Below are 4,041 nucleotides of genomic sequence, written 5' to 3'. Positions count from 1 at the left end.
TAATGCCTCATCCATTTCAGCTTCTAATGCTTCTTGTAGAACATCTCTAAACATTTCTTTTAATCCTACTAATATTTCATTAGCATTAGTAAAATGTTGCTCCTTAATATATTCTCTTAATAATTCTTTCGACACGTTTCCCATATAAAAAACTCCTTCTTGCAATAATTTGTTATTTTGATTATTGCCAAGAAGAAGCTATTTTTATTCTGTTTACACAAAATTTTTTATACGGCCTTTTAGAAGAAAAATGGCTGTAACACTATGTTAAGTGGAACAGCTCCATTTTTCCTTTAATATTTATATTTAAAATTCTCTTTCAAAAATCTCTATCTTCTCAGGATCTTCAAAATCCTTAAGAGAATTAATTCCAAGGTCCTTTAAAACTTTATCCATAGTCTCACTATGAGTAGGGACTTTAATAAGAGCACCAGAAGCACAGTCTTCAAGAGACTTTTTACCCATTTCAGCTGAGATTACTTTCTTAGGGCCACCAACGCAGCCACCAACACATCCCATACCTTCAATAAAGGTTGCATTAACTTTTCCTTCAAGAACATTATTTAATATTTCCTTACATTCTTTAATTCCATTTCCTTGAATAGCCTTAAAGTATTTATGTTTTTCAGGATATAGTTCCTTTATAACATCAGAAATAGCCTTTGTAACACCACCTGTTCTTCCATATAAACGTCCTCCTTTTGAAGCATATTCCTTTGTTGGTATAGGAGGTAATTTTGAAGGATTTATTTCTAGAGCATTAAAGATTTCTTTAAGCTCAGCATACGTTAATACAAAGTCTACTATTCCTTGAAGATCCTTTTCTTTAGCTTCTGCTTTCTTTGCAATACATGGACCTATAAATACTACCTTTGCCTTAGGGTTTAGTTTCTTTATTATTTTTCCTGCAGCAATCATAGGAGAGACTGAAGGGGAAACATCTTCAATTAAGTCATTATAAACTTTTTTAATCATACCAATCCACATAGGGCAGCAGCAGGATGTTAAAAGAAGATCATGTTCATTTTTTACATGCTTATTAAATTCAACAGCTTCTTTTATAGAAAGCATATCAGCAGCAAAAGCTACTTCTATCATATCAGTAAAACCAATTTTCATCATGGCACATCTAAGCTGATCTAATGTTACATCTTCACCAAATTGACCTATTATTGAAGGAGCAACAGCTGCAATTACAGTATCATTTTCTTTAAGTAAGTTTGCAATAGGAATAAACTCAACTAAATCAAGTATTCTACCATTTTTACAAAAGTCAATACATATACCACAATTAGTACATAATTTGTCGTCAATTACAGTAGTGTTACTTTTTTTATCATAATATATAGCGTTAAAAGGACAAGCTTTCTCGCAAGGAAATTTAGATTTTTCATCTTGAGGACAGCCAGAATTGCAGCAGTCAATTTTATGTACTATATTTTTATTAACAGCATAATTTGAAATTGCTTTTTTTATATTATTAACATAATTATTATCAAACTCTAGCTTAACTCCACATAAAGAAGTTATTATATCAAATGTTTCTTGTGGGGAAACTTCGTGACAGGTTATTATACGGTCTAAAGTTTCTTCAAAATGATCTTCAAAATAAGACTTTACCAAGATATCAAAAAGATCAGTATATTTATTATTCATACTCAAGCCTCCAAAAATAATATATAAATTTATTATTAGATATACTTCTAAAAATATGTATATATTAGACATTTTTATTGGTATTAATATTTAAATTTAGATTTTTGTATTATGAGTTTTCGGATTATATATCTTTTAGCTTGAAAATATAGAAGAATTATCGTAATCTACGTGGAATTATTTTAAAAATAATGTTATAATTAGGATAGATATAAAAATAAGGGAGATTAATATGGGAAAATTACAAGTTCTATTTGGAAAAAAAGAAACAGATGAAGCAAAAGAAGTAGAAATAGTAAAAAATACAAACAATGAAGAATTTATAGAATGTGTAGACGCGAGAGGAAAGAGAATTCAAATGTCTTCTAGCAAATGGAAAACTGAAGTAATTCCAGCTAAGCTTAAAGCAGCTTGGAATAATGCAACAGTTCTTTATGAAGAAATAATGAATGCTGTTAATGATGGTTTTCCTGAAGAAGTAGTAAAGGCAGCTGAACATTTACAAGAGATAGATGAAGTTAAAGAACGTTCTGCAACAGCCCTAGGAATTGTTTATTTAAGATGTAATCGTATAAGTGATTCTGAAAAGGTTTTAAATGGCTATATAGCTGAGAATGGAAAGAGTTCTATTATATTAACTAACTTAGCAAAAGCTTATGATGCAGAAGGGGAAAAGGAAAAATCAGTAGAGGCCTTAGAAGAAGCTATTGAATTAAATCCAAATGAAACTAGTGCGGTAATATGGTATGGGGCATATTATCAAGAAAAAGATGGGGTAGAAGCTTCAATAAAAGCATTAGAAAATCTTGTAGAAAAGTATGATAGCTGGGTTGCTAAACTTTTACTTGCAAGAAATGATTTAGAAGCAAAGAACATAAGAAAAGTTATGAAAACTTATAGAGAAATATTAGACAATAATGAAGCAACTTCAGCTATGCTTTCTGCTATGTCTAGTGATTTGGGTAACTGTGGTTATATAAAGGAAGTTATAAAAATACTTGAACCTTCTTATGATTATAGAAAACATTCAGTTGATGTGGGATTGAATTTATTACATGCATATTATGAAGATAGAAATAATAGAAAAGGTCTTAAACTTATACAACAGCTTATGGAAGTGCCAGATCCATCTTTAAGAGATTTCCTTGTTCATATGGCTCATGAATTTGATAAATTAAGAGCTATTAAAGAATTTGAAGGGGACAAGGGAAACATTAAAATTAATATGGTCTCTTTAGATAAACCTATATGGTACTATGACCTTGAAAATCCTGATTTTCTAATTAAAAAGAAAACTAAGGCTGAAAAGATAGCTATAATTCCTTATGTTGATTTAACTAAACATACTGAAGAGCCAGAACTTTTTAAAGCAGATGGAGCTGGAACCTTAACAAGAACAGTACCACTATATTTAAGTGAACAGTTAATGTATAAATCAGAATATGATTCAAAAGTAGTTATTCCTTTTGCTGAAAAATATGGTCCTGTTGCAGTAACAGAAGAATATACAGAGGAAGCTCTTCAGGATATATGTAAAAAGGTTAAAGCAGATAAGCTTATAACTGGAAGCATAAAATTAGCTAATGAAAATAAAACTTATGTTATAACTAATTTAATTTATAATGCTGAAGATGATTCTATCCAAAAGATTATATATGATTGTGATGATAACTGCTTTGGTGAAGATTTTAATGATATGATAAATGATATAAGAGAACATTTAGGTAAGGAAATAGAAAATGATACCTTCTATAAGACTCCAGAAGATGATGATGTTCTTGTTTATTTAACTGCATTAGGTCAACAGCTTACTCAAACTTTTATTTCTCATAGATATTTAAGCAAAGAAGGCTTTGAAGGTGATAGTGAAATGTATAATTGGTATTTCAATATGGCCCTTGCAAATCCTAATGATGAAGTAGCATTAATTATGGTTGCTTCAGCTCTTGCCAAATCAAAAGAATATGGTTCTAAAATGGCTGACAGAGTTAAGAGACAGGTAATAGGCTTGTTTACAAATAGAAGTGATGAAAGCATAGCTAAAAAGCTTTTACCACTAATTTATAAATTCTATGAATTAGAAAGTGATTTTGAAAGAGAAAAAGAAAAGATTAATGAAAATTGTAAAGATAAAAAGGTTTTAAAATGGCTTGAAGGCTTAGAAGATAAAGTTTTACAAGCAAAATAGTTGTTAAAAAAGGTGCAGATAAATTAATATTTGCACCTTTTTTGTGCGCCCAGCATGGGCGTGCAGTCAATGGTCGTCAACTTAGTAGATTAATGCAGATGAAAGTGCTTTAAAACCATATTATTTTTTATAGCTATTTAAAATCCCCTTAAAAAATGGTACACTAAATAAATCCACTGGTAAAAGTGAATTTTAAA

At 29.7% G+C, this 4,041-nt stretch carries 2 protein-coding genes; one reads left to right on the top strand and one right to left on the bottom strand.

The window, feature by feature from the left end; translation table 11 throughout:
* Nucleotides 1–306: 306 nt before the first annotated feature.
* Complete coding sequence (locus BM384_RS16030; RefSeq protein WP_090015120.1) at nt 307–1,656, bottom strand: [Fe-Fe] hydrogenase large subunit C-terminal domain-containing protein; 1,350 nt, start codon at nt 1,654–1,656, stop codon at nt 307–309.
* A gap of 232 nt (nt 1,657–1,888) precedes the next feature.
* On the opposite strand from BM384_RS16030, the gene BM384_RS16025 reads away from it, so the two are divergent.
* On the top strand, nt 1,889–3,844 hold the full coding sequence (locus BM384_RS16025) for a tetratricopeptide repeat protein (RefSeq protein WP_090015118.1): 1,956 nt from the start codon (nt 1,889–1,891) through the stop codon (nt 3,842–3,844).
* Nucleotides 3,845–4,041: the final 197 nt, after the last annotated feature.

The sequence above is a fragment of the Clostridium sp. DSM 8431 genome, from assembly GCF_900116755.1.
Lineage (GTDB): Bacteria > Bacillota > Clostridia > Clostridiales > Clostridiaceae > Clostridium.
This window is presented reverse-complemented; position numbering and strand designations above follow the sequence as displayed.

What these genes read in the sequence shown, in the direction of transcription:
- BM384_RS16030 (WP_090015120.1), bottom strand. Translation starts at nt 1,656, where the DNA reads ATGAATAATAAATATACTGATCTTTTTGATATCTTGGTAAAGTCTTAT.
- BM384_RS16025 (WP_090015118.1), top strand. Translation starts at nt 1,889, where the DNA reads ATGGGAAAATTACAAGTTCTATTTGGAAAAAAAGAAACAGATGAAGCA.